This is a genomic window from Limnohabitans sp. TEGF003, assembly GCF_055395455.1.
On sequence record NZ_AP029225.1, the window covers coordinates 915,134 to 938,710 of the forward strand.

Here is a 23,577-nt window from a genome sequence, read left to right on the forward strand (position 1 = left end):
CCTGCTCGCGAATGTGGGCGTAACCGAGGTGACCTGAGCTCTCGCGGAATCGCCTTAAGATGATGGGGTGATTCATTTTTGCCTGGGTGTTTGCGCATGAAGCCGCGCAAAACCTTTTTCTCTCCCCCGCGTCAATGGTTGCTCGCCCGCCATCGCAGTCGGCGCTCGTTCGCAGGCTGGCCTGTGGCCGTGCGGGGCATGGTCTGGATGGTTGTGGGCGGGATGCTGTTTTCCTTGCTCAACACCATCGCCCGCGAACTGACCTTGCATCTGGACGTTTACCAGTCCCAGTTCCTGCGCTATCTTTTTGGCTTGATCTTCATCCTGCCCTGGGTCTGGCGCGACGGCTGGCGTGCCTACATGCCGGTCAACATGGTGGGTCAATTCTGGCGCGGTGGGGTACACACCCTGGGCCTGATCCTGTGGTTCACCGCCTTGCCCAAAATCCCGCTGGCCGACATGACCGCCATTGGGTTCACCGGGCCGATTTTCATCATGATCGGTGCAGCCTGGTTTTTGGGCGAGCCCATGCGCAAAGATCGCTGGATCGCCGCCATCATTGGTTTTGCGGGCGTTCTGGTGGTGGTCTTGCCCAAAATGTCGGGCGAAGGCGGCTGGTTCAATCTGGTCATGCTGGCTTCGTCCCCTGTGTTCGCGGCGTCCTTTCTCATCACCAAAGCGCTGACCCGTTACGAAAAACCCGGTGTCATTGTGCTGTGGCAAGCCCTGACGGTGTCGGTGCTCAGCCTGCCCATGGCTTTGCCGCATTGGCAAATGCCCACGCCCATGCAGTGGCTGGGTTTTGCCGCCACGGGTGTGCTGGGTACCTTGGCCCACTATTGCCTGACGCGGGCCTTTGCCTTGGCCGACATTTCAGCCACCCAATCGTTGCGCTTTCTGGACCTGGTTTGGGCGTCCTTGTTGGGCTGGCTGGTGTTTGGCGACGTGCCCAGTCAATCGACTTGGCTGGGTGCGTTTGTCATTTTGTGGGCGACCGTCTGGATTGCCCGCAGAGAAGGACGGAGAAAACTGGTCGTGCCCGATTGACGGGGTATATTGCCGCGTCAACTCAGGGAGAGCTTCGTGATCGACATCGAGCCCTTGCGCTTCGCTTGGACCCGGGCGGGCGCTGACACATTGGCTTTGGGCCACTTGCATGTGCCGACAGGCCAAACCGTTTTCCTGCATGGCCCCAGCGGCTGCGGCAAAAGCACCTTGCTGGGCCTGTTGGCGGGTGTGCTGTCGCCGCAATCTGGCCGTGTGCGCCTGCTGGGGCAGGACTGGGCGGCTTTGAAGCCGGGGCAGCGCGACGCCTTTCGGGCGGACCATGTGGGCGTGATCTTTCAGCAGTTCAATCTGCTGCCCTACTTGAGCGTGCTGGACAATGTGACCTTGCCTTGCCGCTTTTCGCCCCTGCGGCGCTCGCGCTGCCAATCGGCTGGCGGAGCCGAAGCGGTGGCCCAAAGCTGGCTTGGGCGCATGGGTTTGTCCGAAGGCTTGTGGACGCGCCGCGCCGATGCCTTGTCGGTGGGCCAGCAGCAGCGCGTGGCTGCAGCCCGCGCCCTGATCGGGCAACCCGAATTGATCTTGGCCGACGAGCCGACTTCGGCGCTGGATGCGGCCTTGCGCCAAGGCTTCATGGATTTGTTGCTCCAGGCCGCACGCGACGCGGGCAGCACCCTGGTCTGCGTGAGCCATGACGAGCAGCAGGCGCTGCGCTTTGATGTGCAGTGGTCCTTGCCCGCATTGCAGCAAGCCGAGGTACCCGCATGAACAGCCTGTTGGGCATCGCGCGGCGCAGTGCCTGGAACCGCCGCAGCACGCTGGCGTGGGTGGTGGTGTCGCTGGCGCTGGCCACCGCCTTGCTGTGGACGCTGGAGCGTTTGCGCCACGACATTCGCCACAGTTTTTCGCAGTCGGTCAGTGGGGTTGACCTGATTGTGGGCGCCCGCAGCAGCCCGGTGCAGCTGATGCTGTTTTCTGTGTTCCACATCGGCAGCGTGCCGCAAAGCATGTCCATGGACAGCGTGCAACAGCTGTCGCAGCACCGTTCGGTGTCCTGGGTCGTGCCCTTGAGCCTGGGTGACTCGCACCGGGGTTTTCCGGTGCTGGGCACCACGCCCGCTTACTTTCAGCACTTTGCCTATGGCGACAAGCAGCCGCTGGCTTTGCAGCAAGGGGCGGTGTTTGCGGGCAATCTGGATGGTTTGTACGAAGCGGTGATCGGTGCCGAGGTGGCGCACAAAATGGGCTACGGCCTGGGCCAACGCATCACGCTGGGCCATGGGATGCACGACCATGGCCACAGCCATGACCACGAGGGGGCAGGCATCGACGAGCACGCCGACAAGCCTTTCAAGGTGGTTGGCATTTTGGTGCCCACGGGCACCCCGGTCGACCGCACAGTGCATGTGAGCCTGCAGGCCCTGCAAGCCTTGCATCTGGACTGGGTGGCCGGTACCCCCATGCCGGGTGGGCAGATCCCGGCCGACCAGGCACGCAAATTCAACCTGGAGCCCGAAGAAGTCACGGCCGCCTTGGTGGGTCTGAAAAGCCGGGCGGCGGTATTCAATGTGCAGCGCTTTGTCAACCAGTACGAGGCCGAGGCCTTGATGGGCGTGATGCCCGGCGTGGCGCTGGGTGAGCTGTGGTCGGTGTTGGGTGTGGGCGAAAACGCTTTGCTGGCCGTTTCGGCCCTGGTCGCTTTGGTGAGCGTGGTTTCGCTGATGGCGGTGGTGCTCGCGGGTCTGAATGAGCGCCGCCGTGAACTGGCGGTGCTGCGGGCTGTAGGTGCCGGGCCGCGCCATGTGCTGGGCCTGCTCACGCTCGAAGGCGTGTGGGTCACCTGCGCCGGAGTCGTGTTGGGCGTGCTGCTGGCCCAGGCGGGCATGGCGCTGGCCACGCCTTGGCTGCAGCAGTCGCTGGGCATCCGCTTGCAAACGGCCGCGCCTTTGCCGACACAACTGGCTTTGGCGGGCGCGGTGTTGCTGGCTGGCTTGCTGGCCAGTTTGGGGCCAGCGTGGCGGGCTTACCGTTTATCCTTGGCCGACGGCTTGTCGCCGCGCGTATGAACACAAAGGACCTGGGATGAACCGCAACACCATGATGAAGGCAGGGCTGTGTGCTTGGGCGCTTTGGCTCACGGGCCAGGCCGTGGCGCAAAGCGTGCGTGACACAGTGCGCGAGACCGTGCCTCAGGTCCAACCGGCTTTGTCTGGCGAGGCCCCGCCGCCCGGTGCCAGTGTGCCCGGCCCCACACGCACCATTGGCTGGGAGCAACTGATCCCGGCGGGTTGGGATCCGTACAAAGACCTCAAGGCGCTGAACCTCGATGGCCTGAAAGACAACGATCCCAAGGCCGAAGAGGCGTTGAAGAAGATGCGCAAGATGTGGGACAACGCCCCCATCAACCCGCTGATCCTAGGGCAGAGCGTGCGTTTGCCGGGCTACATGGTGCCGCTGGAGGATTTGCCTGAAGGCACCAAGGAGTTTTTGCTGGTGCCTTACTTTGGCGCTTGCGTGCATTCGCCGCCACCGCCCGCCAACCAGATCGTGCATGTGGTGCTGGACAAACCCACCAAGCGCTTTCGACTCATGGACACCCTGTGGGTCACCGGCCCCTTGAGCGCCACCAAAACCGACTCGCACATGGGCGTGTCCAGCTACCGCATCGACGCCAAGCAAGTGACCCCGTTTGTGGAGAAAAAGTGAGTGGGGTTCTTGCGGGCATTCGGCCGCAGGGGCAGCCTCCCACAGGGAGCAGTACCTGGTTTCTTATTCAGAGGACTGCTGTGTGGGAGCGAGCCCCCGCTCGCGAATGGCATCAAATCGCGAATGTGTGCAACGAGCTTCAATCCGAGTTCGATATCCCGGAAGCCACATGCCCCGATGGCACATGCCGCGCAGCCGATTCGATGTGACCGGTCTGGTCGTCAAAGAAAAAGTCCGGCTCGAACTCGCGCAAAAACTCACCCTTGGGCAAGCCGCCCAGAAACATGGCTTCGTCCACCTCGATGTTCCAGTCCATCAGTGTGCGGATGGCGCGTTCGTGCGCCGGGGCGCTGCGGGCTGTAACGAGTGCGGTGCGAATCCGCATGGCGGGCGTGCCCTCTTGCTGCAAGCGGTGCAAGGCGGCCAACAGGGGCTTGAACGGTCCAGCCAACAAGGGCTGCCCGGCCTTGTCGCGTTCGTGGGCCTGAAAGGCTGACAGGCCCTCGGCCTGAAACACCCGCTCGGCCTCGTCAGAGAACAGCACCGCATCGCCGTCAAAAGCGATGCGCACTTCGTGCGGGTTTGCCTCAGAGGCCAGCGCCGAATGCGGGTACACCTGTGCGGCAGGCACACCCGCATCCAGGGCTGCTCGCACATCGGACAAATGGGCCGACAAAAACAGGTTGGCGTTCAGCGGTTTGAGGTAGCGCCATGGCGGCTGGCCCCGTGTGAAACTGCCGCGCTGGATCGGCAGGCCGTAATGCTGCGCCGAGCGGAACACCCGCATGCCCGAGACCGGGTCGTTGCGCGACAGGATGACGACTTCAACCCGCTGTGCATCGGCATCGTTGAACGCCAGAAGCTTGCGCACCAAAGAAAACGCCACGCCCGGCTTGGCAGGCTCTTCCAGCCGCCCCAGCTGCAGCTGCATATAAGCCCGGTCGTCGCCTTGCTCGAAGACTTGGTTCTCTTCTTCGAAGTCGAACAAGGCACGCGAAGATATCGCGACGACGAGTTGACCTTCCAGGGATGCGGGCATGGTTCACTCCTTGCAATAAAGCCGTTCACTTGACAGAAATGCCAGACAGCCTTGGTCTTGACAGCAGGATTCCTGGATGCCCGATCAAGTAAGGCATGACGGCGGTTTTGTCATACCCGCGCAGGCGGGTATCCAAGCTAGCAAGCCATCGGTGTCCAATAAAGTCCGGCATGACATCTTCGTTCACTTCACCCACTGATTCAACTCCATGATCGGCATCAGCACCGCCAGCACGATCAGCATGACCATGCCACCCATGCCGACAATCAGCAGGGGTTCTAGGATCGTGGCCAAGGCCATGGCGCGGCGCTGCACTTCGGACGACAGTTGCGTGGCCGCCCTTTGCAGCATCACAGGCAGTTGGCCGGTTTGTTCACCCAGCCGGGCAAACATGGACAGCAGACCTGGAAACCGCGCGTTTTGGGCCAATGCCGTGCCCAAAGGCGCACCTTCTCTCACCCGGACCAGGGCTTCGAGCGCGTCGGCACGCAAAGCCTGGTTGGACAGTGTGTCTGCCGCAGCTTGGAGGGCTTTGAGGATGGGTACGCCCGCGGCCGTGAGCATGGCCAACGTGGAGGCAAAGCGGGCGCTGTTGTAGTCCCGGGCCAGTCGCCCAATCAAGGGAAGGCGCAGCCAAGCAGCGTCAAATTTCAAGCGGAATGCAGTTTGTTTCAAGGCCAGACGCAAGCCAAATGCGCCGCCAGCAGCGGTCAGCAGCAACAGCCAACCCCAAGTTCGCACAAAGTCGCTGATGCCTAACATGGCCACCGTGAGCAGGGGCAGCTGGCGCTTGGTGCCCGCAAACACCCCCGCCACCTGCGGCACCACAGAGGTCACCAGAAAAATCACAATGGCCAGCGCCACCAAGCTCACGATGGCCGGGTACAGCGAAGCCGACAGCAGTTTGGAGCGCAAGACTTGCTGGTCTTCCAGATCGTTGGCCAGTTGGTTGAGCACATCACCCAGGTGGCCACTTTCCTCACCCGCCGAGATCACAGCACGGTCGATGGCCGGAAACTCACTCGGATGCATGCCCAACGCACGGCCCAGGCTGCTGCCCGAGTTGACTTCTGCCCGAATGGCGGCCATCAGCTGGCGCTGCTTGTCGTGTTCGGACTCTTCGGCCAAGGCAGACAGAGCCCGCTCAATCGGCAAGCCGCTGCCCACAAGCCCTGCCAATTGCCGGGTCCAAATGGCGCGTTGGCTGGTGCTGAAGGCGCGGCTGTTGCCAATGCTGCGCTGCCACCAGGGCAGACTTGAGGCGTTGTTGTCAGCAGCCCCGGCAGCGATGACTTCCACCGCTAACGGCACCAAGGATTGCGCTCGCAGTTGCGTGCGAGCCGATTTCAGGCTGTCGGCTTCGACGATGCCTTTGCGCGTGGCACCGTCGGCTTGCAGGGCTTCAAAGCGGTAAGCGGGCATGCGGCTCAGTCTCGCGTCACGCGCAGCAGTTCTTCGGCGCTGGTGATGCCGGCATCCACCAGGCGTTGGCCGTCGTCGCGCATCAGCACCATGCCTTGTGCCAAGGCGGTGGCGCGCAATTCGGATTCGGCGGCACGGTTGTGGATCTGGGCGCGGATCTCGTCACTGGCGACCAGCAATTCAAACACCCCGGTGCGCCCGGCATAGCCGGTGTGGCCGCAGGTTTCGCAGCCAGACCCGCCGCAGTCCGTGCAGCACTTGCGCACCAAGCGTTGGGCCAGCACGCCCAGCAAGGATGAACTCAACAAAAAGGGCTCCACGCCCATGTCGGTCAAGCGGGTCACTGCGCTGGCTGCGTCGTTGGTGTGCAGGGTGGCCAAGACAAGGTGACCTGTGAGCGAAGCCTGGATCGCGATCTGCGCGGTCTCGAAGTCGCGGATCTCGCCGATCATGATCACGTCAGGGTCTTGCCGCAAGATGGCGCGCAGGGCCTTGGCAAAGGTGAGGTCGATCTTGACGTTCACCTGCGTTTGGCCCACGCCGGGCAACTCATACTCGATCGGGTCTTCCACCGTCATGATGTTGTTGCGCGTGGCGTCCAGCCGCTGCAGGGCGGCATACAGGCTGGTGGTTTTGCCGGAACCCGTGGGGCCGGTTACCAACAAAATGCCGTGCGGCTGACCAATGAGTTGGTCCACTTGCTGCAGCACGCGGCCTTGCATGCCCACGGCTTCGAGCGTCAGGCGGGCTTCGCTTTTGTCCAAAAGACGCAACACGGCGCGTTCGCCATGGGCGCTGGGCAGAGTGGACACGCGCACATCGACCGCGCGCGAGCCCAGGCGTAGACTGATGCGGCCGTCTTGGGGCAGGCGTTTTTCGGCAATATCCAGCTCCGCCATGATTTTCAGGCGCGAGATCAGCGCGGCGTGCAGGGCGCGGTTGGGTTGCACCACTTCGCGCAGCGTGCCGTCCACGCGAAAGCGCACGCTGCTGTGGCGCTCATACGGTTCGATGTGGATGTCGCTGGCGCCGTCGCGTGCCGCCTGCGTGAGCAAGGCGTTGAGCATGCGGATGATGGGCGCGTCGTCACTGGCCTCCAGCAGGTCTTCCACCGCAGGCAGCTCCTGCATCATGCGCGACAAATCAGCTTCGGATTCGACCTCGCTGACCACCGCCGCAGCGGTGGACGCGCTGTTGGCCTGCCCGCCCGAATAGGCCTGGTTGATGCGTTGCGCCAGTTCGCCTGGGGCCCAGTGCTGCATCTGAAAGCCTTGGGCAGCGAACTTGCGTGTGACTTCGGAGAGCGCCGAGCGGTCGCTCTCGTCGCACCAGTTCAGGGTCAAGCTGTCGCCATCATCGTCGAGCAGCAGTTGGCTGCTTCGGGCAAAGGCGTAGGGCAGGGGATGACGCATGGCTTGGTGCTCAGGGCTGGCGGGACTGAGGTGCTGCAGGTGCTGGTGCAGCAGGTGCCGCGTTCCCCGTACCCACGGGCGGCAACACCGCCGAGCCATTGACAGGCAAGGGGCCTGTCGCGGCAGGTTGGAAGCCTTGCTGATTCAAACGCATTTGCTCATAACGACCCATGGAAAGGGCTTCGGTGGCAGCGCCGTCGCGTGCCACCACTGGACGCAAGAACACCATCAGGTTGGTTTTCTTACGGGTGCGTGCCTCTGACTTGAACAAATTGCCAAACAAGGGGATGTCGCCCAGTCCGGGGACTTTTTCCTGGCTGGTGCTGGTGTCGTCTTGCAGCAAACCACCCAACACGACGATGGAGCCGTCGTCCACCAGCACGTTGGTTTCGATGGAGCGTTTGTTGGTGATCAGGCCATCTTTGGAGCCGATGGATTTGGCGTCCACGTTGCTGACTTCCTGGTAAACCTGCATCTTGATCGTGCCGTTCTCGCTGATCTGGGGCCGGACCCGCAGTGTCAGACCCACATCTTTGCGTTCAACGGTGGTGAAGGGATTGGTGGTGCCCGCTGCTGCTGCCGCATAAGAACCGGTCACAAAGGGCACGTTCTGGCCAATCACGATCTTGGCCTCTTCGTTGTCCAAGGTGAGCAAGTTGGGAGTGGACAGCACGTTGGCATCGCCACTGGATTGCAGAAAACGGGCCAGTGCACCCAAGGCGAGCACGCCGTTTCGCTGTTGTCCGACAGCCAGGTTGAGGCCGGTAGATGGGGTGTATTGGCCCGAAGCTGCGCCGGCCGCCAAAGTGAACAGATTGGTGCCGCCCACCGAGAAGTTGGTGCCCAACACGCCCACGGTGTTGCTGCCTGTGCCCGTGCCGCTGATCCATTGCACGCCAAATTCGGCCGCTTTGTCGGCACTGACCTCGGCGATCAGGCTTTCCACAAACACCTGGGCGCGGCGCTGGTCGAGCATGTCGATGACGCTGCGCAGTTGCCGGTATTGCGGCTCGGGCGCAGTGATGATGAGTGCGTTGGTGGCCGGATCGGCCTGAATTTGCCCACCTGTAGAAGGTTGCGCTGCCGGGCTGCTGGCACCGGGTGTGCTGGTCGCTGAGTTGGCACCAGCCGCAGGAGCTGCCGCGCTCACAGAGCCGGTCACCGCGTTGCTGCCTTGTGCTGTTATGGCTGCCCGCAAGGTGGTCGCCAATTTGGTGGCATCTGCGTTCTTCAGATACACCACATGGATGTTGCCGCTGGCAGCGCCTGCGCCTGTCGCATTAGGCTGGTCCAGTTGTTCGGCCAAAGAGCGGGTCAAGGCCAAACGTGCTGGATTGGCCGCTCGCACGATCAGCGAATTGGTGCGTGTATCGGCCAGGACGGTGGTTTTGAACAGGGCGTCGGTTTGGCCCTGCGCGGCGGGTGCGCCCGCTGCAGCCCCCGAGTCGATCAGGCGCTGCAGCATGGGCCCCAGGTCCCCGGCAATGCCGTGCTTCAAGCGAATGATTTCCACCCCGGTGGCGTTGGACACATCCAGCGCTGCAATGATGCGGCCCAGGCGCTGCAGGTTGTCGCCATAGTCGGTGATCACCAGCGCATTGGTGCCCGGGTTCACGTTGATGGTGTTGTTGGGGCTGATGAGGGGGCGCAGCACAGGCACCAGGTTGTTGGCGTTTTCGTGGTTGAGGCGGAAGATTTGTGTGACGATTTGCCCGGAGCCAGCGGGCACGGCCCCAGCCGACACGGCACTGCTTTGCAGCTTGGCTTCGGCTTCGGGCAGCACGGTGTAAAGACCTGCCGACTCGACCACGGCAAAGCCTTGTGTTCGCAATTGCGCGGCAAACAGACGCAGCGCTTGGGCGGGGGGCACGGGGAGGTTGCTCGACAAGGACATCGTGCCTTTGACCCGGGGGTCCACCACCACGTTGTAACCTGATAAGGTGGCCAGTGTGCGGGCCACGGCGTCGATCTCGGCATTCACGAAGTTGAGCGTGACGGGTTCTTTCGAGCGTGCAGCCAGTGCAGGTGTAGGGGCTTTGGGCTCGTCCGCAGTCTGGGCTTGTGCCAATGGCGCAGCGATGCAGGCCAGGGTCAAGGCAAACCATTGCCAACGTGCTGGCGTTGACAGAGGCGCCGTCAAGGTGGACATCCAATGGCAGAGCGATGGGGAGGTGTTCATGGCGTTCGGGTGTATGTGGATAAGTATGTGATGGGTTTTGACAGGACTCACCCCAAAGAGATCAGGCTGCGTGCGCCTTCTCGGCGGCCCAGGATGTTCAGTAAATTGTTGAGGGCGGCTGCTTCGCCTTCTTGTGCCCTGGCCTCACCTTTGAAGCGTAAGCGGCTACCCACCCATTGGCCTTCGCCGCTCAAGAGCAAAGGCCCTTGCTGCGTACTCAGTTGCAAGCTGGGTGTGGGCGTGCCTTCTGGGCTCCCGCGCAATTGCAGCAGGTAACTGCCGATGGGTTGAAGGGTGCTCAGGCGCGTTGACAGATTTTGTAATTTCATGTCGACTTGACCTTTCATTTGCATTCGGCCTTGCGTCCAGTGCATTTGCAGGGCTTGGGTGTGCAGTTGCAGTTGACCATCGGGTTGCAAGGTGTTCCAGGGTGCACCCAAACCTGTGAGCAAGGCGGCGGGCCAGGTGGATATGTGGTCACTGGCTTGAACTTGCCAAGTGGACCAGCCTGCTTGGACTTGCCATACGGCGGCTTCGCTCATGCAGCAGTCGGCCTGCCATTTGATCTGCAGACCCGCCCATTGCGGTGTCAGCGTCCATTGCAATCGGCCGGGCAGGGCCTGTGCATCGCGGCTTTCGTCGCCGCCGGTCAACACCAGTTGGGCCGAACCCGACCATACCGTGCCGCGCGCATCGCGCCACAGAACTTGGCCTTGGCTTGCTTGTGCGATACCCCAAGCCAGCCAACGTGCCGGTGCCCAGATCAGCAAGGCCGAGCCCAAGCCGAGCAGCGCTCCCCACAAGGCATAAGCCCAAGCCGGACGGGTGGGTGTGGGGCTCATGGCAATCGCAGCACCAAAGAGCCGCGCAACAGGACTGGACCATTGGCGGGTTGGGTCGTTGTTTGGGTGGGCTTGTTGGCACTAGCAGGTTGCGCCGGGGCGGCACCTTGCTGCAGCTGTGCCTGTATCGGCATGGCCAGGGCACGCTCTCGCGCCAGGCCCATCCAGCGTGCCAAAGCCTCGGGTGGTGCGGCCTCGACTGTCAGGGTTGCGCGCTCGCCCTGCAGATTGAGTTTGGCACCAGGGCCCAATTCAGCCAGGTTCTTTTCCAGCCACTGAACCGATTCGTTTTTGCTGATCGGATTGGGGGCTTGCAGTTTTTTAGCCTGCGCTTGCAGCTGGCGCATCGTTTGGGTTTGAGCGTCCAGACGGGCTTGTTGTGCAGGGGCTGCTTGCCAGGTGCGCCATGCTGGTGCCAGCGCCAATTGCCACATTGCGGCCAGCATAAGCACCGCCCCAGCCAGAAGCAGGAGTTGTTTTTCGCGCGGTGTACGCTGTGCCCAGACGGGCTCCAAGGCGGCCAGCACTGAATTTTTCGAAGGGGTGTCGCTCATGGCTTGACCTCCTCAGAAGGTGCGACGGTCATCAGCCATGCATCGCCCTCTGCACGCCAACGGTAGCCGCGTGTTGTCAGCGCTTTTTGCAGGGCCAGTTGTTCAGCGTTGCTCAACTTGAAGTTTTGCAGGCGCAACTGACCCGGCTGGTAAACCCATTGACCAGGCGCTGCAACGCCAGCAGGCATGGCTTGGCCCAGGCTGCCCAGCATCGACTCCAGATCGCTGGCATGGAGTTGACCGGAAGCCTGGCGCAAGCGCTCGACTTCTTTGGCCATTTGCACAGGCGCATCCACCACAACCTGCGTTTTAGGAAAGGTTTCGCGAAGTATTTGGGACCAGCTTTGTTGCTGCGCTTGCCAATCGGCGCGTGTTTTCCAGGCCCAGGCATTGAGCCCGATCAGCTGCCCTGCCAGCAAGGCCCATACCCCCCAGCGCACGGGACGCCAAGCGGCACTGTGCCAAAACGTGCTGGCAGCGCGTTGCCAGACCTTCAGTTGGCGGGAACGGGCATTCGCCTTGAAGTCAAACTGCGCCAGATCCCAGTCAGCCGCCATGGCGGCCAGCCAGTGCTGGCCGGGCGGAATCAAGCGCGCGGGGCTGTCCAGCATGTCGCTGAGCCAAGCCACCATGCCCGGTTCAGCCTGGATGTCGATGTCTTGCCGGTCTTGATCAGAAAGTCCCAGTCCTTTGCCCAGTCCGCGTAGCGTTTGCACAGGCTGCCCCCAAACGCCACGCTCGGGGTGAGACATCCACAGCCATCCTGTCTGGGTATCGCCCAAGGCGGTCAGCTGGAGTTGCGCCCCTGACGAAACGCCGGACGATGGATTCAGTTCGGGCACGATGCGGTGCACTGTCAAGCCCGCTTGCTCCAGCGCCTGCAGGTGGGCGCTGAGCCAGTTGCGTTCACACACGGCGACCCATGGGCGAGGCGTGCTGTGCCAGTCTGGCTGCATGGCCATGTGCAGTTGCGCCGGATCATCCAGCACGCGATCTTCCAGCAGGCCTTGCAAGGCCGATTGCAATCGGGCAGCCTGTTTGTGCAAACCGGGTGGCAAGTCCACTTGGTGCCATGACAGTGCTGTCGCTGGCAGCAAGGCCACCACATCGGTTTGCCGATCTGCCAAGGGCAAAAGGTTGGCCGTGGCCCACTGCCTTGGCAACGCTGTTGTGCCCAGTTGGGCATCAACGACCGCGTACGGATACGTCAAACTGGGGCTGGGCTGGCCAAGCGGCAATTGAATGATCAGGGTGCGCATGAGCGGCTCATTGTAGAGGGGTGGTCAGGCGTTGTTGGGGGCTCCGCACCCGCCAAACCATGCTGACTTGGTTACCGTCGCGGCGCACCAGCGACTGTTCTTGCTGCACCACCTGGTCGATGCGCATGCGGCCATGGACCTCGAAATAACGGCTTTGAACGCTGTGTTGTCTGTCGTCCAGTTGGCGGCCCGCTGTGCCCAGTGCTTCGCGGGCGGCGTCCAAATTCACCCAATTCCCGCGCTGGCGCAGGTCTACCGCTTGCCGCGCAGAAGCCAGGTCCAGCCCGGGCAAGCTGGCGGACAACACTTCGGCCGATGCCGTGTTCAGGTTCACGGGCGTCGCTTCAGGCAGCAAGGTGATGTGGGGCTGCAGGATCGCCAGGGTGCGGGGGCTCAATCCCAGCCACACCAATTGGGCGGTTTGCTGTGGCATGAGGGCCGTGTTGTCGGTGGCTGATGTGGGCTTGGCGCTGCTTTGCGTTTTGGCTTGCAGTGCAGCTTGCAGTTGAGTGGCCAGGGTTTGCAGCTCAGCCCGTGGCAGGTTCAGGCGCTCAAACAAGGCGGCAAAACGCTCCAGCATTTTGGGTGAAACTTTGCCGTCCTCGATCAGGTTCAGCACGTTCATGCGCGATTGCGCATCGATGATCTGGCCTGACAAAAACACTTCGGCATCGCCCTCACGCCACTGTTGATCCTGCGATAAAAAGGTCGACAACTTGGATTCTTGCACTGGCAAAGCCCAAGGCTCTCCCAAATGATCAACGCCCGTGCCTTGGGTCGATACGGCGTCTTCCCGCAAGATGAGGCGGGTCCAGTCCAGCGCACCCGTCATCATCCAGCCGGTCTGGCTTCGCCCGCGCTCGGCGATTTCGATCTCGACTTGCCGCCAGTGCTGCCACAGGGCAGCACTGGCCAGCGTGGTGACCAAGGCCACCGTGAGCATGGCCATGAGCAGTGCAGCACCTTGCTGACGCTGCTTGTGTGGGGCAGGCGTGCAGTACCTCACGAAGGCGCTCCCGACAGGGTGGGGCGAACCCAGTCCATGGTCACCGCACCCGCACCCGAAGGGCCGGGTGGCAGGCTCAGCACCAGACGAACACCATCGGGGCTGCTTCCATTCGCGTTGGCATTTGAGCTGGCAGCGGGGTTGTTCGTCTGTGTCACGGCATCGCTGGACAAGGGGTTGGCCCAGCTGCCGCCGCGGTGGACAAACAGTTGCCAGCCAGCCAAGGGGTGAATTTGTACTTGGCCAGCGTGGGATGCCTCGCTCGGCGTCTGGCCCCATTGCTGCGCCAGATTCCAGGCGTTTTGCCATTCGTGCCGTTGTGTCAATGGGGTTGATTGCCAGCGCTGCCAGTCACCGCCGCCTGGACGGCCAGGGTCGCGACGCCAAGTCCAGGCCACCACGCGCACGCTGGCTTGAGGGTCTGCGCTGGTCTGCGGCGCTTGTGCGCTTCGGCGCGTCAGGCGCAGCACTTGACCGTCCCAGTCCCAGCTGGGTGTACCAGGCAATTCGGCCAGTTGGTCCAGGTCGGTCTGCCATTGGGCCAGGCCGGCTTGCAAGGTGCGGATGTCGTCAGAGCGCGATTGCAAGCTGCTTTGTGTGCGCAGCATGCCGTCCAGCCCGCGCCAAGCCATCAAGGCCATCAAGGCCATCACGCTGATGGCCACCAGCACCTCAATCAGCGTGAACCCACCGAATGGTGAATAAGTTAAAGCTTTGCCTCTGTGGGAGCGAGCCCCCGCTCGCGAATGGTCGTGGTCCACAAGCCTTCGCGAGCAGGGGCTCGCTCCCACAAATGATGGTTTGCTGGCACGCATCAGTTGCGCCCCATCACCGTAGAGACCTGCAGCACATACTCGCCCTGTTCCAGCACCCGCGCATCCACTCGCCTGAAGTTGGGGTTGGGTGTGGGCCGCACCGATACCTCTACTTGCAGCACACGCCCAGCCTGCATGCATTCGACGCTGCGGTTGCCTGTATCGGGCAATTGCCTGCGCAGCCGCAAAGCAACCAGCTCGTTGTCCGCGCAAATTTGCCCCAGCATGGTCGCTGTCTGTCGATCGGCATTGCGGCTGAGCGAGCCTGTCGCCTTCAAGCCCGCCATCAAGGCCACAGCCGTGATGCTGAGCGCGACCAGCACTTCAATGAGTGTGAATCCGCGCTGGTTCATGGCAACACCGCTTGCGCTGTGTTTTGAACCCTGAAAGGACGCAGGCCATCGGTGACCACCCACAGCTGCCGCTCAGGCCGGGTGCTGCTGTACAAGGCCACGGCCCGTGGCTCGATCAGAGGTTCCGGTCCGAGCAGCAGTGCGGTATCGGGTGCAACGCGGGTGCTTGCGGTCAGCCACTCCCGGGGCAAGCCCGGTGGTGGCAAACCCTCGAACACAAAGCCATGCGCACCCCCTTGGGCTTGGGCTCGCCAAACCACCGGGGTGCCATGGGCACGAGCCTGGGCGCGTGCCGTTTCTAGCAGGTTGGCCAAGCGTTCAGCATCGCGCTCCAGGGCGCTGTCTGCGCTGTCCCGCAGCGACAAACTCACGCCCGCCGTGGCCACCGCGATCAAGGCCACGACCACCAGCAATTCCAGCAGGGTGAAGCCTCGGGCTTGGTGCAGCAGGCGTTTACTGCCAGCTGCCAATGTCTGCATTGTTGCCCTCACCGCCGGCCTGACCGTCAGCGCCAAAGGACAGCACATCCACCTCGCCCTTGATGCCAGGGTTCATGTATTGATAAGGGCGTCCCCAGGGGTCGTTGGGCAGCTTGTCCAGATAAGGCTTCCAATTGCCCGGTACTGGCTCGGTGGTGGGCTTGAGCGTGAGGGCGTTCAGCCCTTGTTCCCCTGTCGGGAAGCGCTGGTTGTCCAGCTTGTAGAGCTTGAGGGCCTGCATCAGGTTGCCCACATCGGTGCGCGCTGCGGTGATGCGGGCATCGTCTGCGCGACCCAGCACATTCGGCACGATGAGTGCGGCCAACACGCCAATGATGGCCAGCACCACCATCAGCTCGATCAGCGTGAAGCCTCGTTGCTTGCGCGATTTGTTTATCAATTCTGTTTTCATAAAGGCCATCATAATCTGCGAATGCCGACATTTTCATCGCCGAACCTCTCCGGTCGTCACGGTCTGTTTCTGCTCACAACAGCCGTCTGGGCCCTTGCGGCAGCCAGCGTGGCTTATTGGGCCTTGCATTGGCCAAAGGCCGAGCCAACCGTAGAGGTCTCTGTTTCTGCTGCCAAAAACCGTGTCAACGACCTGCACGTGCCCATGGCCAGGGCATTGGGCCAACCAGCAAGCTTGGCTACAAGCACTGCGTCTCAGACCAGCAGCAGCTTCAAACTGATGGGCGTGATCGCCAGCGCATCGGGCCAAGGCAGCGCCCTGATCGCCACAGATGGCCAGCCACCCAAGGCCTACCGGGTCGGCCAAACTGTCCAAGTCGGCTGGACACTCGTGTCCTTGACGGCGCGACAAGCTCGTCTGAAGTCAGCCTCTGCAGAGGTGCTGCTTGACTTGCCTTCGGCAGAAAAGCCTTAATTTTTTGCTTTTGACATTTCTGTTGTTTAAGGGTTTGTACCAATATTTACTTGCTTCTAAAAAGTATTTTTCAGGAGCACAATGAACTGATCAGTATTTTTTTGCCTGAAAGGTTCTTATGTTGAAGCAAACAATGAGGTTGGTGTTGTTGCCCGCTGCGGCTGCTGTGTTGGTGGCTTGTGGAGGTGGTGGTGGTGGTGGCACTTCTAGTCCGGTCACTTTGACAGGCGTTGCCGCTTACGGTGCACCCTACCCGGTGGGTTCTAAATTAACGGTCATTGATGGCAGCGGCAAAGTGATCATTGACGGCCAAGAGATCACCAGTTCAGACGGAAGTTATTCCTTGGTGATTCCCGCAACAGCAGTTGCCCCATTCATCATCAGTGTGACTGCCGACGAATTGCCGTCCCTGGTCAGTTTGGTGCCTCAAAAAGCCGATGGCATTGCGAACGTGACACCCATCACCAACTTAATCGCATCGCATTTGGCCAACTCAGGCAATCCTGCTGACTTGGCGGCTGAAATAAGCGCAGGTAATCAAATCACAACGGACAAAGTGGCTTTAAAAACTGCAGAAGTTAAAGCAGTTTTGGCGCCCCTGCTTAGTGCTGCGGAAGTTACAGCCGATCCTTTGACCGGTGCATTCAAAGCTGACGGCACAGGCATGGATCGTGTTTTGGACGCTCTGAAGTTGGACGTCATTCCGGTTTCAGGTACTTCAAACATTGTGATCGGCTTGAAAACCGCCTTGGAAGAAGACGAATTGCCCATTGAATTGGCCTATTCCAGGGGGGCGGGTACTTCAGGCGATGCGCCATCTCTTGCCAGTCAAATCTCTACTGCCAATTTGTCCGCACGTCTGGCTCCCACGGGCATCTCAGTCAAAATCGATGATTGGGTGAAAAGAATGATGGCTTGTCAAGCCGAAAACATAGATGTTCGAGTTAATTTAAAGAATACCAACAACGCTACCGCTTCCAACATCATTTCATCTGTTTGTAAAGATCTATTCATTAATTCAAATCCGTCCGATTATTTTTCGAATGGATACAGGGTTACAGGTAAAGACCATTTTAGTGGTATTTTTTGGGACTCTGGTACCGATTTGAAATTGTCAAATGCTCAGTTGGAATATGTCATTAAAAATACGAATACCACTGATGTGACCAAGCCAATGAATGGCGATGTTGTTTTTTCATATCGCTGGCGCACCACCGATGACAAAACAGATGTTTCTGTTGTTCAAGGACGACTTGTCAATGGCCGGTTGCAAATAACAGGTAACTTGTCTCCTTGGGATGTTGGCGTGAATCCTAGAATTGAAAAGCGCCAATTTACACAAAGCAGTATGTCTGCTAATTCTTATGTCAATACTGGATATTCTATTTAGTCGCCCCTGCAAAATTCATTTCAAGCCAGCGCCCAGCGTTGATCTGAGTTTTGCAGTCGTTTGAGGCCGAAGATTTCTGCCAATTTCTCAAACAAACCCGCTAAACCACTCACCTGCAACAGGCACAACAAAAGGCCCAGGCCTTTCTTGGCGATCATCCGCAGCAGCCAGCGGATGTTGTAGCCCGCCGCGCACAGCACCGCGTGCAGCGCATCACCCTCTGAGCCCTTGAGGTGGCAGCGATCCATGCGGTGATCCGCTTTGAGGTGCCCGATGATCGGCTCGATGGCTTGGCGGCGTTTGAGCAGCCTGCGCTCTTCATCTGTGAGCCGCTTGTCCTTGCCACGGTGTTTGATCTCGATGTGCGGGTTGTCCTTGTCCACACCCCGGTAGCCCAGGTCGGCGTACACCACCTCGGGCTTGACCCCCAAGCCTTGCATCAGGATGGCGCTTTGCTCGATCTGCTCGTGCATGGTGTGTCCGTCATACGGGTTACCGGGAAAGCTCCTGGCGCCCACGATCAGATTGCCCTTGAGCGTCATGGCCAGACCCACCTTCACACCAAACTCGTAGGGGTTGCGGCTTTTACCTTTAGAGATGCACTCCACCTCGGGTGCATGCCAGCTGTAGAGCTTGGCGCGGTTGTCCACTGCCTTGCGGCTGCCGGTCTGCGTGACCAAGCGTTTGGCCTTGCCCAAGGTCTGGCCCAAGGTGTCTTGTATGGCTTGGCTGAGCGTGGTCATCTTGCGAGCCACCTCGCGCTGCAGCCGTCCAACGATGGTGCGCTGGCGTTTGATCATTTTGCGCATGCGTTTGAACTGACGGGCATGGGCATAGCGCCCAGCCTTGTAGCCCAGCAGTTGCCCTTCTTTGGCGTAGGTTTGCTTGAGCTCGATGCCATTGGCTTTGGCCACCTCGACCACCTTGGACCGGGCCGTCTCCAGCAGCTTGCTGTCGGTGGGGTGCGCCACGGCTTTCTCTTGCACCGTGGAGTCCACGATCACGCGCGTCAACTCTTTCTTGGCGATCAGCTTGAGCGTGACGGCCACCTCCATGGTGCGGGCCAGCAGCTCTTCCACACCTTCTTCGCCAAGGGCTTTACGGAAGCGCCCCAGTTGTGTCGGGTCGCACGGCCATTGGTGCTCGAAATACTCATTGCCAGAAAAGTATTGCCAAGTGGGGGTCTCGCCCCAACGCTGAATCACGTCTTCATCGCTCTCGTTGAACGCATGCTTGAGGTACAGCAGCGCCACCATCAGACGGGTGGGCAAACGAGGACGGCCAGCATTGGAGACGCCGCCACCGGCAACGGCCGAGACCGGGCCAAACAAATCCAAATCTTCGATCTTCTTGCCCGCCTTGACCTGGCGTGCCCAACGATGGGCGAGGGAAGCTTCGATTTCTTGCCAAGGCATGCGGTTGGCCAGTACCGCAAGCGGGTGACGCAAATCGATCATCTGGTCCAGGCGGTTGCGGAAAAAGTCATCGGTCATGGCGCTGCTTTCAAAAACTCCCAGAAAACAGCCTCCATTGAATAACTATTTGAGAGTTCTGACCATCCGGATTCACCCCAGATCACAAGCATTCATGCGGGTTGCAGGGGTTTTGCAGGGGCGACTATTTATGCTAACGCCAACAAGCATGGCAATAACGCCAATAACCAAGGTCCGGTTGTCACCTATATAAAGGTCAAGACCCCAAGCGGTAAGACGCTGCACTTGAAACAGAAGACTGGCTACGATTACTATGTATTGGTAGCTAGCCCGACAGATACAAACGGTGTCACAAGTGTTTTGCGTTTGGCCAGCGCAAATCTTGACTCAGCGAATACCCGGTCAGCGAGAGAGTTAGACACCAATTTGTTTTGGGGCAAAAACCCAGATACAGGCGTGGGTGATTGGACTGATGAGCAATTGAAAGCCATTCCAAACCAAGGCAATTGGACTTATGAGTTTTATGACAATGAAACCAATTTGAACTTGCAAGGCCGAGCTGTCAGGCGCACGATTGCGAGAGCGCCTGCGATTGAGGAAATCAAAGCGGTCAACTGGCCCAAACTCACAGACGCTGCTTTGTCAAAAATTGCCAGTACAACGGCCACAACGTCGGGATCTGTAAAAATTTCAACCGTTTCTAAAATCTCTCTTGCAGGTCAAAATGGCGAAGACTATTGGTCAGTTGATTCAAATACGACCTGGTTACCAACAGGTGCAAGGATAAGCGGAGCATATTATCCTAATCCTGGTGGTTCTTGTTCGGCTACCGATCCAGCAAAAACAAATTGGACATTGGTGAGTGGCACTTTGGAATGTGTAAAAAAATCAACGACAGATGATGTTCGTTTTCGATCTAATTTGAGGAAAATAACGATCCCTTGTTCTAGTCAAGGTGTAGGTCGTCGCCCCTGCAAAATTCATTTCAAGCCAGCGCCCAGCGTTGATCTGAGTTTTGCAGTCGTTTGAGGCCGAAGATTTCTGCCAATTTCTCAAACAAACCCGCTAAACCACTCACCTGCAACAGGCACAACAAAAGGCCCAGGCCTTTCTTGGCGATCATCCGCAGCAGCCAGCGGATGTTGTAGCCCGCCGCGCACAGCACCGCGTGCAGCGCATCACCCTCTGAGCCCTTGAGGTGGCAGCGATCCATGCGGTGATCCGCTTTGAGGTGCCCGATGATCGGCTCGATGGCTTGGCGGCGTTTGAGCAGCCTGCGCTCTTCATCTGTGAGCCGCTTGTCCTTGCCACGGTGTTTGATCTCGATGTGCGGGTTGTCCTTGTCCACACCCCGGTAGCCCAGGTCGGCGTACACCACCTCGGGCTTGACCCCCAAGCCTTGCATCAGGATGGCGCTTTGCTCGATCTGCTCGTGCATGGTGTGTCCGTCATACGGGTTACCGGGAAAGCTCCTGGCGCCCACGATCAGATTGCCCTTGAGCGTCATGGCCAGACCCACCTTCACACCAAACTCGTAGGGGTTGCGGCTTTTACCTTTAGAGATGCACTCCACCTCGGGTGCATGCCAGCTGTAGAGCTTGGCGCGGTTGTCCACTGCCTTGCGGCTGCCGGTCTGCGTGACCAAGCGTTTGGCCTTGCCCAAGGTCTGGCCCAAGGTGTCTTGTATGGCTTGGCTGAGCGTGGTCATCTTGCGAGCCACCTCGCGCTGCAGCCGTCCAACGATGGTGCGCTGGCGTTTGATCATTTTGCGCATGCGTTTGAACTGACGGGCATGGGCATAGCGCCCAGCCTTGTAGCCCAGCAGTTGCCCTTCTTTGGCGTAGGTTTGCTTGAGCTCGATGCCATTGGCTTTGGCCACCTCGACCACCTTGGACCGGGCCGTCTCCAGCAGCTTGCTGTCGGTGGGGTGCGCCACGGCTTTCTCTTGCACCGTGGAGTCCACGATCACGCGCGTCAACTCTTTCTTGGCGATCAGCTTGAGCGTGACGGCCACCTCCATGGTGCGGGCCAGCAGCTCTTCCACACCTTCTTCGCCAAGGGCTTTACGGAAGCGCCCCAGTTGTGTCGGGTCGCACGGCCATTGGTGCTCGAAATACTCATTGCCAGAAAAGTATTGCCAAGTGGGGGTCTCGCCCCAACGCTGAATCACGTCTTCATCGCTCTCGTTGAACGCATGCTTGAGGTACAGCAGCGCCACCATCAGACGGGTGGGCAAACGAGGACGGCCAGCATTGGAGACGCCGCCACCGGCAACGGCCGAGACCGGGCCAAACAAATCCAAATCTTCGATCTTCTTGCCCGCCTTGACCTGGCGTGCCCAACGATGGGCGAGGGAAGCTTCGATTTCTTGCCAAGGCATGCGGTTGGCCAGTACCGCAAGCGGGTGACGCAAATCGATCATCTGGTCCAGGCGGTTGCGGAAAAAGTCATCGGTCATGGCGCTGCTTTCAAAAACTCCCAGAAAACAGCCTCCATTGAATAACTATTTGAGAGTTCTGACCATCCGGATTCACCCCAGATCACAAGCATTCATGCGGGTTGCAGGGGTTTTGCAGGGGCGACTAGGTCATTGTGAAGGAACAAGTTTCAAAGCCAATAACTTCTACTCCTTCTCAACATTGTGGGGATTCGACTCTCGCCGCGTTGAGAATGCATTGAGTTTTGATACTCGAAAACAATAAGCACCCATAAAAAGCCACGCACGCCATGTGCGTGGCTTTTTTTATGTGGTCAAGTCACCCACGTAAAAACAACCGATACACCGGGTTGTCCGTCTCTTCCGCATACGGATACCCCAGCGCCTGCAGAAACTTGTCAAACGCCTTGCCGTCCTTGGGCGGTACTTGCAGGCCCACCAAAATGCGCCCGTAATCCGCACCCTGGTTGCGGTAATGGAAGAGGCTGATGTTCCAGCCCGGGCGCATCAGGCTCAAGAATTTGAGCAAGGCACCGGGTCGTTCGGGGAACTCAAAGCGCAGCAGGCGCTCGTCTTGGGACAGCGCCGAATGCCCGCCCACCATGTGGCGGATGTGCTCTTTGGCCAGCTCGTCGTGCGTCAGGTCAATCGCCTTGAATTGCTGCTTGTTGAATTTGGCCGCGATCTTGGCGCTTTCTCCCTTGCCGTGGGTGCTCAAGCCCAGAAACACGTGGGCTTTGTCCGAGTCGCTCATGCGGTAATTGAACTCGGTCACATTGCGCGGGCCACCCGGCAAGCTGCCGATCAGCTCCAGAAAACGTTTGAAGCTGCCGCGCTCTTCGGGAATGGTCACCGCAAAAAGGGCTTCTTTTTCTTCGCCCACGTCGGCGCGTTCGGCCACAAAGCGCAGGCGGTCAAAGTTCATGTTCGCGCCGCACAAGATGGCCGCAAAGGTCTGGCCCTTGCATTTGTGCGTGGCCACATACTGCTTGATGGCGGCCACGGCCAATGCGCCAGCGGGCTCCACGATGGAGCGCGTGTCCACAAAAATGTCCTTGATGGCCGCGCACACCGCGTCGGTGTCCACCGTCATGTAGTCGTCCACCAAGTTGCTGGCCACGCGGAAGGTCTCCTCGCCCACCAGCTTCACGGCCGTACCGTCCGAGAACAGGCCCACATCGGGCAGCGTCACGCGCTGTTTAGCGTTCACCGACTGGATCATGGCGTCCGAATCGTTCATCTGCACGCCAATGACTTTGACGCCGGGGCGCACCGCCTTGATGTAGTTGGCCACGCCACTGATGAGGCCGCCGCCGCCAATGGCCACAAACACCGCATCCAGCGGCCCTTGGTGCTGGCGCAGCATTTCCATGGCGATCGTGCCTTGGCCCGCGATCACGTCCGGGTCGTCAAACGGGTGTACAAAGGTCAGGCCCTGTTTTTTCTCCAGCGCCACCGAGTGGTTGTAAGCGTCGGAATAGCTGTCGCCAAACAACACCACTTCGCCACCCAGGCCTTTGACCGCATCGATCTTGACTTGCGGTGTGGTGGTGGGCATGACGATCACGGCGCGGGTGCCCAGGCGGCTGGCGCTGAGAGCAACGCCTTGCGCGTGGTTGCCAGCCGAGGCGCAGATCACGCCCTTTTTGAGCTGCTCAGGGCTCAGGTGCGCCATCTTGTTGTACGCCCCGCGCAACTTGAAGCTGTGCACGGGCTGCTGGTCTTCGCGCTTGAGCAGCACCTGGTTGCCCAGGCGGCGCGACAGGTTTTTGGCGGTTTCAAGGGCCGATTCGCTGGCCACGTCATAGACCTTGGCGTTCAGGATTTTGATCAGGTAATCGGCGGGTTTCAGGTGTGGGGTCGTCATGTCCGGCGCGATGGCGGACGTGCCGCATCGCCTAAAAAGTGTGGGCTTGATGATAACGGCCAAAAAAATGCCCCAAGTCTTGCGACTTGGGGCAAATCCACCTTTTCAGAGGGTGGAGGAGACAAGAGGTGCATGCAAAAAAGCACGCTTGTTCGCAATTGTACGGGTGTTTTTGTTGCGTTGCAGCAAGTTGGGTGTCTCAAAATGCAAAAAATTGTCAAATCCCGAGATGCTCGTCCGCTGTTTGGGCTTTACCCGGGTTGGATAGCTGTCGCCCCCTGCACGAATGCTGGCCAGCCCTGCCAGCTCGAATATTTGTTTCCTCTGGCTTGAATATTTGCCATCCCCAAGTTGAATATTTGTCACCCCCGACTTGATCGGGGGTCCATGTCTTTTGCCTTCTTCGGCCATGGATACCCGCATGCGCGGGTATGACACAGGTCGATTGTGCCAACCGACCCGGCTTGTCGCCCGAAGCCCGTATGTGTCGCCC

General features: G+C 59.8%; 23 protein-coding genes. 7 read left to right on the forward strand and 16 right to left on the reverse strand.

Annotated features, from left to right (window positions below; all coding sequences use genetic code 11):
- Positions 1–96: 96 nt before the first annotated feature.
- From ACZ5RT_RS04425 to ACZ5RT_RS04440, 4 genes are read left to right on the forward strand one after another with little or no spacing between them, the layout of a single operon-like run.
- Positions 97–1,047 (forward strand): DMT family transporter, encoded by a 951-nt coding sequence (locus ACZ5RT_RS04425; protein ID WP_108428401.1) that lies wholly within the window; start codon positions 97–99, stop codon positions 1,045–1,047.
- A 36-nt stretch (positions 1,048–1,083) separates the two neighbouring features.
- Positions 1,084–1,773 (forward strand): ABC transporter ATP-binding protein, encoded by a 690-nt coding sequence (locus ACZ5RT_RS04430; RefSeq protein ID WP_464453635.1) that lies wholly within the window; start codon positions 1,084–1,086, stop codon positions 1,771–1,773.
- The gene (locus tag ACZ5RT_RS04435; RefSeq protein ID WP_464453636.1) at positions 1,770–3,071 is read left to right on the forward strand and encodes an ABC transporter permease; all 1,302 of its coding nucleotides are present in this window, start codon (positions 1,770–1,772) and stop codon (positions 3,069–3,071) included. Before ACZ5RT_RS04430 ends, ACZ5RT_RS04435 begins: the two co-directional genes overlap by 4 nt.
- A 16-nt stretch (positions 3,072–3,087) precedes the next feature.
- The gene (locus tag ACZ5RT_RS04440) at positions 3,088–3,711 is read left to right on the forward strand and encodes a DUF3299 domain-containing protein (RefSeq protein ID WP_464453637.1); all 624 of its coding nucleotides are present in this window, start codon (positions 3,088–3,090) and stop codon (positions 3,709–3,711) included.
- A gap of 139 nt (positions 3,712–3,850) precedes the next feature.
- Here ACZ5RT_RS04440 and ACZ5RT_RS04445 read toward each other — a convergent pair whose 3' ends face one another.
- From ACZ5RT_RS04445 to gspG, 12 genes are all read right to left on the reverse strand, one after another.
- A complete protein-coding gene (locus tag ACZ5RT_RS04445; protein ID WP_108428398.1) occupies positions 3,851–4,750 on the reverse strand; it encodes a 5'-nucleotidase in 900 nt (299 codons plus the stop codon).
- Between the two features lie 183 nt (positions 4,751–4,933).
- Entirely contained in the window at positions 4,934–6,172 is a 1,239-nt protein-coding gene (gspF, locus tag ACZ5RT_RS04450) for a type II secretion system inner membrane protein GspF (RefSeq protein ID WP_464453638.1), read from the reverse strand.
- A gap of 5 nt (positions 6,173–6,177) precedes the next feature.
- The gene (gspE, locus tag ACZ5RT_RS04455) at positions 6,178–7,584 is read right to left on the reverse strand and encodes a type II secretion system ATPase GspE (protein ID WP_464453639.1); all 1,407 of its coding nucleotides are present in this window, start codon (positions 7,582–7,584) and stop codon (positions 6,178–6,180) included.
- A 10-nt stretch (positions 7,585–7,594) separates the two neighbouring features.
- Positions 7,595–9,733, reverse strand: a complete 2,139-nt coding sequence (gene gspD, locus ACZ5RT_RS04460; protein WP_464454190.1) for a type II secretion system secretin GspD — start codon at positions 9,731–9,733, stop codon at positions 7,595–7,597.
- A gap of 77 nt (positions 9,734–9,810) precedes the next feature.
- On the reverse strand, positions 9,811–10,605 hold the full coding sequence (gene gspN, locus ACZ5RT_RS04465) for a type II secretion system protein N (protein WP_464453640.1): 795 nt from the start codon (positions 10,603–10,605) through the stop codon (positions 9,811–9,813).
- Positions 10,602–11,159 carry a type II secretion system protein GspM gene (gene gspM, locus ACZ5RT_RS04470; RefSeq protein WP_464453641.1) on the reverse strand — a complete coding sequence of 186 codons (558 nt, stop codon included), beginning with the start codon at positions 11,157–11,159 and terminating at the stop codon, positions 10,602–10,604. Before gspM ends, gspN begins: the two co-directional genes overlap by 4 nt.
- Positions 11,156–12,418 (reverse strand): type II secretion system protein GspL, encoded by a 1,263-nt coding sequence (gene gspL, locus ACZ5RT_RS04475; protein ID WP_464453642.1) that lies wholly within the window; start codon positions 12,416–12,418, stop codon positions 11,156–11,158. The genes gspM and gspL overlap by 4 nt, the downstream gene beginning before the upstream one ends.
- Positions 12,419–12,425: 7 nt before the next feature.
- The gene (gspK, locus tag ACZ5RT_RS04480) at positions 12,426–13,424 is read right to left on the reverse strand and encodes a type II secretion system minor pseudopilin GspK (RefSeq protein WP_464453643.1); all 999 of its coding nucleotides are present in this window, start codon (positions 13,422–13,424) and stop codon (positions 12,426–12,428) included.
- Entirely contained in the window at positions 13,421–14,239 is an 819-nt protein-coding gene (locus ACZ5RT_RS04485) for a PulJ/GspJ family protein (RefSeq protein WP_464453644.1), read from the reverse strand. Before ACZ5RT_RS04485 ends, gspK begins: the two co-directional genes overlap by 4 nt.
- Positions 14,239–14,592 (reverse strand): type II secretion system minor pseudopilin GspI, encoded by a 354-nt coding sequence (gspI, locus tag ACZ5RT_RS04490; RefSeq protein WP_464453645.1) that lies wholly within the window; start codon positions 14,590–14,592, stop codon positions 14,239–14,241. Before gspI ends, ACZ5RT_RS04485 begins: the two co-directional genes overlap by 1 nt.
- Positions 14,589–15,071 carry a prepilin-type N-terminal cleavage/methylation domain-containing protein gene (locus ACZ5RT_RS04495; RefSeq protein WP_464453646.1) on the reverse strand — a complete coding sequence of 161 codons (483 nt, stop codon included), beginning with the start codon at positions 15,069–15,071 and terminating at the stop codon, positions 14,589–14,591. The genes gspI and ACZ5RT_RS04495 overlap by 4 nt, the downstream gene beginning before the upstream one ends.
- On the reverse strand, positions 15,046–15,483 hold the full coding sequence (gene gspG, locus ACZ5RT_RS04500) for a type II secretion system major pseudopilin GspG (protein ID WP_464453647.1): 438 nt from the start codon (positions 15,481–15,483) through the stop codon (positions 15,046–15,048). Before gspG ends, ACZ5RT_RS04495 begins: the two co-directional genes overlap by 26 nt.
- Positions 15,484–15,504: 21 nt before the next feature.
- Here gspG and ACZ5RT_RS04505 point away from each other — a divergent pair, with 21 nt between their 5' ends.
- Positions 15,505–15,957, forward strand: a complete 453-nt coding sequence (locus tag ACZ5RT_RS04505; RefSeq protein ID WP_464453648.1) for a type II secretion system protein N — start codon at positions 15,505–15,507, stop codon at positions 15,955–15,957.
- 118 nt (positions 15,958–16,075) lie between these two features.
- Positions 16,076–17,347 carry a hypothetical protein gene (locus ACZ5RT_RS04510; RefSeq protein WP_464453649.1) on the forward strand — a complete coding sequence of 424 codons (1,272 nt, stop codon included), beginning with the start codon at positions 16,076–16,078 and terminating at the stop codon, positions 17,345–17,347.
- Positions 17,348–17,367: 20 nt separating this feature from the next.
- Here the strand turns inward: ACZ5RT_RS04510 and ACZ5RT_RS04515 are convergent, their stop codons facing one another.
- A complete protein-coding gene (locus tag ACZ5RT_RS04515) occupies positions 17,368–18,840 on the reverse strand; it encodes an IS5 family transposase (RefSeq protein ID WP_464452555.1) in 1,473 nt (490 codons plus the stop codon).
- A 225-nt stretch (positions 18,841–19,065) separates the two neighbouring features.
- Between ACZ5RT_RS04515 and ACZ5RT_RS04520 the strand changes: the two genes are divergently transcribed.
- On the forward strand, positions 19,066–19,809 hold the full coding sequence (locus tag ACZ5RT_RS04520) for a hypothetical protein (protein WP_464453650.1): 744 nt from the start codon (positions 19,066–19,068) through the stop codon (positions 19,807–19,809).
- Here the strand turns inward: ACZ5RT_RS04520 and ACZ5RT_RS04525 are convergent.
- The 3 genes from ACZ5RT_RS04525 to ACZ5RT_RS04535 form a co-directional block, all read right to left on the reverse strand.
- A complete protein-coding gene (locus ACZ5RT_RS04525) occupies positions 19,766–21,238 on the reverse strand; it encodes an IS5 family transposase (protein ID WP_464452555.1) in 1,473 nt (490 codons plus the stop codon). The two genes, ACZ5RT_RS04520 and ACZ5RT_RS04525, sit on opposite strands and share 44 nt — an antisense overlap.
- Positions 21,239–21,536: 298 nt before the next feature.
- Positions 21,537–23,084 (reverse strand): threonine ammonia-lyase, biosynthetic, encoded by a 1,548-nt coding sequence (ilvA, locus tag ACZ5RT_RS04530; protein WP_464453651.1) that lies wholly within the window; start codon positions 23,082–23,084, stop codon positions 21,537–21,539.
- A gap of 105 nt (positions 23,085–23,189) precedes the next feature.
- On the reverse strand, positions 23,190–23,495 hold the full coding sequence (locus ACZ5RT_RS04535; protein WP_464453652.1) for a hypothetical protein: 306 nt from the start codon (positions 23,493–23,495) through the stop codon (positions 23,190–23,192).
- Positions 23,496–23,577 lie beyond the last annotated feature (82 nt).

Excerpts from the sequence above, each read along its gene's own strand:
- ACZ5RT_RS04440 (WP_464453637.1), top strand. The coding sequence starts at position 3,088 with ATGAACCGCAACACCATGATGAAGGCAGGGCTGTGTGCTTGGGCGCTT.
- ACZ5RT_RS04535 (WP_464453652.1), bottom strand. The coding sequence starts at position 23,495 with ATGGCCGAAGAAGGCAAAAGACATGGACCCCCGATCAAGTCGGGGGTG.
- gspG (WP_464453647.1), bottom strand. The coding sequence starts at position 15,483 with ATGAAAACAGAATTGATAAACAAATCGCGCAAGCAACGAGGCTTCACG.
- gspM (WP_464453641.1), bottom strand. The coding sequence starts at position 11,159 with ATGAGCGACACCCCTTCGAAAAATTCAGTGCTGGCCGCCTTGGAGCCC.
- gspE (WP_464453639.1), bottom strand. The coding sequence starts at position 7,584 with ATGCGTCATCCCCTGCCCTACGCCTTTGCCCGAAGCAGCCAACTGCTG.
- ACZ5RT_RS04515 (WP_464452555.1), bottom strand. The coding sequence starts at position 18,840 with ATGACCGATGACTTTTTCCGCAACCGCCTGGACCAGATGATCGATTTG.
- ACZ5RT_RS04445 (WP_108428398.1), bottom strand. The coding sequence starts at position 4,750 with ATGCCCGCATCCCTGGAAGGTCAACTCGTCGTCGCGATATCTTCGCGT.
- ACZ5RT_RS04435 (WP_464453636.1), top strand. The coding sequence starts at position 1,770 with ATGAACAGCCTGTTGGGCATCGCGCGGCGCAGTGCCTGGAACCGCCGC.
- gspD (WP_464454190.1), bottom strand. The coding sequence starts at position 9,733 with ATGTCCACCTTGACGGCGCCTCTGTCAACGCCAGCACGTTGGCAATGG.
- ACZ5RT_RS04425 (WP_108428401.1), top strand. The coding sequence starts at position 97 with ATGAAGCCGCGCAAAACCTTTTTCTCTCCCCCGCGTCAATGGTTGCTC.
- ACZ5RT_RS04510 (WP_464453649.1), top strand. The coding sequence starts at position 16,076 with ATGTTGAAGCAAACAATGAGGTTGGTGTTGTTGCCCGCTGCGGCTGCT.
- ilvA (WP_464453651.1), bottom strand. The coding sequence starts at position 23,084 with ATGACGACCCCACACCTGAAACCCGCCGATTACCTGATCAAAATCCTG.
- ACZ5RT_RS04495 (WP_464453646.1), bottom strand. The coding sequence starts at position 15,071 with ATGCAGACATTGGCAGCTGGCAGTAAACGCCTGCTGCACCAAGCCCGA.
- ACZ5RT_RS04525 (WP_464452555.1), bottom strand. The coding sequence starts at position 21,238 with ATGACCGATGACTTTTTCCGCAACCGCCTGGACCAGATGATCGATTTG.
- gspN (WP_464453640.1), bottom strand. The coding sequence starts at position 10,605 with ATGAGCCCCACACCCACCCGTCCGGCTTGGGCTTATGCCTTGTGGGGA.
- gspI (WP_464453645.1), bottom strand. The coding sequence starts at position 14,592 with ATGAACCAGCGCGGATTCACACTCATTGAAGTGCTGGTCGCGCTCAGC.
- ACZ5RT_RS04485 (WP_464453644.1), bottom strand. The coding sequence starts at position 14,239 with ATGCGTGCCAGCAAACCATCATTTGTGGGAGCGAGCCCCTGCTCGCGA.
- ACZ5RT_RS04505 (WP_464453648.1), top strand. The coding sequence starts at position 15,505 with ATGCCGACATTTTCATCGCCGAACCTCTCCGGTCGTCACGGTCTGTTT.
- gspF (WP_464453638.1), bottom strand. The coding sequence starts at position 6,172 with ATGCCCGCTTACCGCTTTGAAGCCCTGCAAGCCGACGGTGCCACGCGC.
- gspL (WP_464453642.1), bottom strand. The coding sequence starts at position 12,418 with ATGCGCACCCTGATCATTCAATTGCCGCTTGGCCAGCCCAGCCCCAGT.